Here is a 6,843-nt window from a genome sequence, read left to right as displayed (position 1 = left end):
TTCTTTTGTTTATATGAGACCGGCCCCCGAGGGCCGCTGGCGCGGTCGGACGGGGGTTGCCGGTCCCACAATGGCGTGGGACCGGCATCGCGCGTTTTGCGGTGGATAACCTGCGCGGGAACCACCCGTTGGGGTGGCCATCCACAGGCCGGCTCTTTCGCGTTGCACGACAGCGGACGGGCCGGACGAGACTCGCGGTGGCGGCGGGGGTGGGGGAGGGCACTCGCGGCGGGAGAGGGAGGGCCCAGTGAAGGTGAGCACCGTCGAAGGAGCCACGTGTCCGAAACTTTGACCCACGCGACACGGGCCTACCTCGACCACCTCGCCGTAGAACGCGGCCTGGCCCCCAACACCCTCGCGGCCTACCGCCGCGACCTGGGTCGATATCTGGCCTTTCTCGACGCCCTTGGCCGCGCTTCGGCGGCCGAGATCACCGCGGCCGATGTCGCCGCCTACGCGGGCGCGTTGCGTACCGGCGACGATCACGGCCCCGCGCTCGCCGAATCGTCCGCGGCGCGCGCGGTGGTGGCGGTCCGCGGACTGCACAAGTTCTGGCTGCGCGAAAGCCGGGTCGAACGGGATGTCGCCGCCGAAATCGCCCCGCCGGCACCGCCGTTGCGGCTGCCGAAAGCCGTGCCGCTGGACCGTATCGAGGCGCTGCTGGCGGCCGCCGGCGCGGCGGATCCGCCGTTCGGATTGCGCGACCGGGCCCTGCTGGAACTGCTGTACGGCACCGGGGCGCGGATCTCCGAAGCGGTCGGTCTCGATATCGACGATGTCGATCTGACGGCCCGTACCGTGGTCCTCTCCGGCAAGGGCGGCAAGCAGCGTGTGGTGCCCGTCGGTTCGTATGCCGCGGAAGCGGTGGGCGCGTACCTCGGACGCGGCCGATCGGATCTGGTCGGAAACGGTCGCGGTGGCCCCGCGTTGTTCCTCAACGCCCGCGGCGGCCGGCTGTCCCGGCAGAGCGGTTGGACGGTGCTCGGATCGGCCGCCAAGCGCGCGCAGTTGACCGAGCCGATGTCGCCGCACACGTTGCGGCACTCGTTCGCGACACACCTGCTGGACGGCGGAGCGGATGTCCGAGTTGTCCAAGAACTGCTGGGACATGCATCGGTGACGACCACTCAGGTCTACACGCTGGTCACGATTGATCGACTTCGCGAGGTGTACGCAGCTTCCCACCCGCGGGCTCTTGACTGAACCGGTGCGATGTTGCATGGGTCGGGCGGTTCGCCTTGCTGCGACCATGCGACACGCCATAGAGTCGCGAACCGTCAGCACCGGATCGTCACGCTGACGAAGCAAGAAATGGCCTGGTCGGCAAGGAGGTAAGACGACTTGTGAATGAGTCGACATTTGCTCCCGGGGGTGCCCAGCCAGCGTCGGCCCAGGCCCCCCGTGGGTCGGTTCAGGGCAGCGGAGCGGGGATCCCCGCGCCGGGCTCTGCCGCGGAGCAGCAGGGGATGCGCGACGGCGCGCTCCCGTCGACGGCCGACCATGCGGGTGCGGAAGGTTCTGCGGTCGACTCGGGCCCGCGCGGGGTCGAGTCGGACGAATACGCGTACGACATGTACTACTACGACGACGAACTCCGGTACGCCGAAGAGCTGCGCGGCGGTCCGTTCGACCCGGACGCCGACTACGAGCCCGACCCCGAGTACGCCGCGACCCTCGCCCCCGACGCCGCGACCCAGCGCCGCGAGCGCGTCGGGCCGACCGGCCGTCCGTTGCCGTACTTCCCGGTCCCCGGACCGGTGAGCGAACACGGCCCCGCCAAGATCATCGCGATGTGCAACCAGAAGGGCGGCGTCGGCAAGACCACGTCGACCATCAACCTGGGTGCCGCACTCGCGGAGTACGGACGGCGCGTGCTGCTCGTGGACTTCGACCCGCAGGGCGCCCTCTCGGTCGGCCTCGGCGTCAACCCCATGGAGCTGGAACTCACCGTCTACAACCTGCTGATGGAGTCGCACCTCAGTGCCGACGACGTCCTGCTGAAGACCATCATCCCGGGCATGGACCTGCTGCCGAGCAACATCGACCTCTCGGCGGCCGAAGTCCAGCTCGTCACCGAGGTCGCACGCGAGACGACGCTGGCACGTGCCATCCGGCCGCTGGTGCAGGACTACGACTACATCATCATCGACTGCCAGCCGTCCCTCGGCCTGCTCACGGTCAACGCCCTCACCGCCGCGGACAGCGTGATCGTGCCGCTGGAATGCGAGTTCTTCGCGCTCCGCGGTGTCGCGCTCCTGACCGAGACGATCGAGAAGGTGCACGAGCGGCTCAACCCGAACCTCGTGCTCGACGGCATCCTGGCGACCATGTACGACGTGCGCACCGTGCACGGCCGCGAGGTGCTCGCCCGCGTCGTCGAGGCGTTCGGCGAACAGGTGTTCCACACGGTCATCGGACGCACGGTCCGGTTCCCGGAGACCACCGTCGCCGGGGAACCGATCACGACGTACGCGTCGAACTCCGTGGGAGCCGCCGCGTATCGCCAGCTTGCGAGGGAGGTGCTCGCCCGGTGCCGCGCCGAGTGAGTCTGCCGGGCGCCGACGAGCTGTTCCGCACCACCGGCGGCGCCGGACTGACCCCGCGTCAGCCCGGTCCGAACGGGGACGGCTCCGGCCCGGCGCCGGCGGTCGGAACCGCCGCGCCCGACGCGGTCGGAACGCCCGGGGCGTCCGGGGTGCCGGGGGGGCCCGGAAACGGGCACGTCCGCGCGGTCCCCGCGCCGTCGGCCGGACCCGACGCGGAAGCCGAGGCGGCCGGTGCGGGGAACTCCGGCGGGGACGGCACCGTTTCGGCGTCCGCCGCGGCGGCCGCGGCCGCCGACGCGATGAGCGCCCAGGCGCAGGAAGCCCGCACCACCGAGCGCACCGTCCCGCCGCCGGCCCAGGCCCGCGACGCGGCGGCGGCCCGCCCCGCACCGCGGCGCGGCCGCGTGCAGCGGCGGCCGAGCGGCCGGGAGCGGCACGACGAGAAGATCACCGTGTACGTGTCGGCCGAGGAACTGATGGACCTCGAACACGCCCGGCTCACACTGCGCGGGGACTTCGGGCTCGCGGTGGACCGTGGCCGGATAGTGCGCGAGGCGATTGCCGTGGTGCTGGCCGATCTGGAGGCCCGCGGCGAGGCGAGCATTCTGGTGCGACGGCTGCGGGGCGGTGGACCGGGTCACTGACGGCCCGGTCGGGGTTTTTGCGGACGCGGATCTCGGGCGGCAGGGCGTAGGCCTTGCCGGTCGGGGTCCGCGTTTGTTGTGTCTACCGGGGCTTGCCGGCCGGCCGGAGGCATTTCCGCGCAGGGAAAGCCGTGGGCCGGGCGGGCCGGATTTCGCGGGGGGCGGCTTGCTCACCGTCGTCCCTGGCTGGAAAATCCAGAGTCCCGCGGCGGGGCAACCTGCCGGTATGCCCGATTCCCGGCACCATGGAACCCGATGTCCACTGCGAACTCCGTCCCCCCGGCCCGCCGCTCGCTCGGCCGCGGGCCCGCTGCCGTCCCGACGCAGGGCGCCGCGGGCGCGGAGGCCTGGGAGCCGGCCGCGGAGAGCACGGGCGCGGTCGACCCGGCTACCGCGGACGACGGGCCGGTAAACGGGCCGGTTCCGGACACGACGGACGAAGCGGTCCCGACGGAAGCCGAGGCCGGCGGCGAGGCTGGCGACGGGGTTGCGGCACCGGACGGTGACGGGGCTTCGGACGGCGAGGCGGTACCGGAGAACGACGGAGCGCCCGGCGACGACGAGGCACCGGACGGTGACGGGGCTACGGACGGCGAGGCGGCACCCGACGAGGCCGCGGCCGACGGCACCGCCGCCGACCACAAGGGCTTCGCCGTCCGCCTCGACAACTTCGAGGGCCCCTTCGACCTGCTCCTCGGGCTGATCGCCAAACACAAGCTCGACGTCACCGAGGTCTCGCTCTCCAAGGTCACCGACGAGTTCATCGCGTATATCCGCGCGCAAGGCCCCGACTGGGACCTCGGCGTCGCCACCGAGTTCCTCGTCGTCGCCGCCACGCTGCTCGACCTCAAGGCCGCGCGGCTGCTGCCCGCCGCCGAAGTCGAGGACGAGGAAGACCTCGCGCTGCTCGAGGCCCGCGACCTGCTGTTCGCGCGGCTCCTGCAATACCGGGCGTACAAGCAGATCGCGGCGATCTTCGACGAGCGCTGGGCGAACGAGGGGCGCCGTTACCCGCGCGACGTGCCCCTCGAAGACCGCTACACGGGTCTGCTCCCCGAGATCGTCATCAAGATGGACCTCGACAAGTTCGCGCGGCTCGCGGCGCGGGCGATGGCGCCGAAGTCCCCGAAGCTGGTCTCGATCGAGCACATCCACGTGCAGCGGGTCAGCGTGCGCGAGCAGTCGGCGATCGTCGTCGAGCGCCTGCGGCGGCACGGCGCGCTGACGTTCCGCGCGCTCACCGCGGACTGCCCGGACAAGCTGCACGTCATCGCGCGGTTCCTGTGCCTGCTGGAGCTGTTCCGCGAAGCGGCGGTCGGATTCGACCAGGTCGAGGCGCTCGGCGAACTGCACGTGCGCTGGACCGGCGGCGACACGGACGCCCCGCAGGTCGGCGCCGAATTCGACGAAGCGGACGGCGCGGACGCCGACGACGAGCCGGCCGGCCCGGCCCCGGGCGACGTGGTCACCGCTGCGGACATCCTCGCGATGGCCGACGGCGCCGCGGACGAGCGGGACGACGAGCGGGACGGGCACGACGAGGAGGCCGCGGACGACGTGGCGGACGGGCAGGACGTGGAGGCGCAGGTATGACCGACGACGGATTCTGGATCGAGCCGCCGGACGAGCCGCCCGCCGCGCCGGAGACCCCGACCGCCGAGCCGGGCGCTGAGCCGGGTGCCGGGACCGGCGCAACGGCCGCCCCCGACACCGCGGCCGGTCTTCCGCCCCAGCGCGAGGCAGCCCCGGGAACCGCGCTGGGGGACGACGAGCGTGACGCCGTGGAGCCGGGTGCGGACGCGGACGGGTCCGACCCGACCGGCGCCGAAGGTGAAGAGCGTGCCCGACCGGAACATGGATCGCACGAGCCGAGCGCCGCGGAACTGCCGGTCGGCGTGCCCGATTCCGCCGTCGAGTCGGGGTCCGCTGCCGGTGTGGGCTCCGGCACGGGTCAGGACGGGCACGCCCGGCTCCGGGCGCACGAAACGGCTGCCGTCCCGCCGGTGGTCCCGAACCCCTCCGGCGAGCAGGGCACTACCGCCGGGGCGGACACGCATGCCCACGCCCGCCCCCACGGGCCGCACAACGCGATGTCGGGCCCCTGGGCGGCGGACGCGAGCGCAACCGGCCGGCCGGTGCCCGAGGGCGTGGTGCCGGGCTCCGCGGTCGGCCCGGACCGGCACGCAGGGCCTCACCTGGACGACCCGGGCGCTCCGACCGCAGCGGCCTCGCCGCCCACCGTTGCCGACACCGCCGCCGTTCCCGACACCGCCGCCGAGCCGGGCACCACCGCCGGGGCGGACCCGCACGCCCCCGCCCACCCGCACGCGCCGGACACCGCGATGTCGGGCCCCGAGGCAGCGGACGCGGCCGCAACCGAACGGCCGGTCCCCGAGGGCAAAGCCCCGGACCGACGCGCGCAGTCCCGGCTGCCGCACCCGGGGGCGCCGGGCGCCGCAGCCGTCGCCCCGACCGTGCCGGGCCCCGCGTCGGGCGCCGCTCCCACCTTGACCGTCCCCGCCCCGGCCGCGGAGCCGAGCCCGGGGACCGAACCGGTCGCCGCCGACCCGACGGGGAACGCCCGGCCCGAGCCGTCCCACCCCGCCGCGGAGAGCGCCACGGCCCCCGCCCCGACGGTCCCGGCTCCCGCCACCGAGCCGAGCCCGATGCCGGAACCGGCCCCAGCCGACCCTGCCTCCGCCACCGACGCGACCCCCTATCCCCTCGGTGATCCCGACCACCTCAAGCCCCAGCTCGAAGCCGTGCTCATGGTGGTCGAGAGCCCCGTCCCGGACATCGTGCTGGCGCAGGTGCTCGAGCAGCCGACCGAGGCGGTGCTGGCCGCGCTGCGCGAGTTGGCGCAGGAGTACACCGACCAGGGCCGGGGCTTCGATCTGCGGCAGGTGGCGGGCGGCTGGCGCTTCTACACGCGGCCGGAGCACGCCGAGGCGGTGGAGAAGTTCGTTCTCGACGGGCAGCAGTCGAAGCTGACCCAGGCCGCGCTGGAGACCCTCGCCGTGGTCGCTTACCGGCAGCCGGTCAGCCGCAGCCGGATCTCCGCGGTGCGCGGCGTGAACTGCGACGGCGTCATGCGCACCCTGCTGGCGCGCGGTCTCGTCGAGGAGTACGGGGTCGAGCCGGACACCGGCGCGTTCCTGTACCGCACGACGGACTTCTTCCTGGAGCGCATGGGGCTGGTGAGTCTCGACGAGCTGCCCGAGCTGGCCCCGTTCCTGCCCGAGGTCGAGGCGCTGGAAGCGGAGACCGAGGGCGGCCTGGACGGCTTCCCGGTGCGCTCGTCCGGCCCGGTGGCAGCCGGGGGCGGCGGAACCGGGGATACTGGTGGGGAAGACCCCGCGGCGGCGGATGCCGAGGAGCCCATGGACGGTGCTCCGGCCGATCCCGCCCCCGCGGCACCCGACCCCACCGACACCGGTAGCGCGTCCGTGCCCGAGGCAGTTCCGGCCCCGGACGAGGAGACCGGTCAGACGACTACGGACGATTGATGGCTGGCACAGGCAGGCAGGGCTCCGGCCGCGGAAACTACCGCGGCGCGGGCAACGACCGCGACGAGCGCTCGGGCGCCCCGCGCGGTGCGCGCGGCGGGTCCGGGGGACGCGACGGCGGCGCGGGCCGCGGGGCCGCCGCCGGCC

General features: G+C 73.6%; 4 protein-coding genes and 1 pseudogene. All 5 read left to right on the top strand.

Going from position 1 to position 6,843, the window contains the following annotated elements; genetic code table 11:
- Window positions 1-276 precede the first annotated feature (276 nt).
- Window positions 277-1,203, top strand: a complete 927-nt coding sequence (locus tag ACPA54_RS38890; protein WP_423537275.1) for a site-specific tyrosine recombinase XerD — start codon at window positions 277-279, stop codon at window positions 1,201-1,203.
- Between the two features lie 368 nt (window positions 1,204-1,571).
- Window positions 1,572-2,546 carry a ParA family protein gene (locus ACPA54_RS38885; protein ID WP_231779721.1) on the top strand — a complete coding sequence of 325 codons (975 nt, stop codon included), beginning with the start codon at window positions 1,572-1,574 and terminating at the stop codon, window positions 2,544-2,546.
- Complete coding sequence (locus ACPA54_RS38880) at window positions 2,531-3,190, top strand: hypothetical protein (RefSeq protein ID WP_423537273.1); 660 nt, start codon at window positions 2,531-2,533, stop codon at window positions 3,188-3,190. Before ACPA54_RS38885 ends, ACPA54_RS38880 begins: the two co-directional genes overlap by 16 nt.
- A 255-nt stretch (window positions 3,191-3,445) precedes the next feature.
- Window positions 3,446-4,783, top strand: coding sequence for a segregation/condensation protein A (locus tag ACPA54_RS38875; protein WP_423537271.1), 1,338 nt, complete (start codon window positions 3,446-3,448; stop codon window positions 4,781-4,783).
- A gap of 1,073 nt (window positions 4,784-5,856) precedes the next feature.
- Window positions 5,857-6,477: pseudogene (gene scpB / locus ACPA54_RS38870) on the top strand (SMC-Scp complex subunit ScpB); the annotation flags it as partial.
- Window positions 6,478-6,843: the final 366 nt, after the last annotated feature.

Source organism: Uniformispora flossi, assembly GCF_049534875.1.
Lineage (GTDB): Bacteria > Actinomycetota > Actinomycetes > Streptomycetales > Streptomycetaceae > Yinghuangia > Yinghuangia aomiensis.
The sequence above is the reverse complement of the archived record's forward strand: the minus strand, read 5'-3'. Positions and strand labels throughout refer to the sequence as shown.

What these genes read in the sequence shown, in the direction of transcription:
- ACPA54_RS38885 (WP_231779721.1), top strand. Translation starts at nt 1,572, where the DNA reads ATGTACTACTACGACGACGAACTCCGGTACGCCGAAGAGCTGCGCGGC.
- ACPA54_RS38875 (WP_423537271.1), top strand. Translation starts at nt 3,446, where the DNA reads ATGTCCACTGCGAACTCCGTCCCCCCGGCCCGCCGCTCGCTCGGCCGC.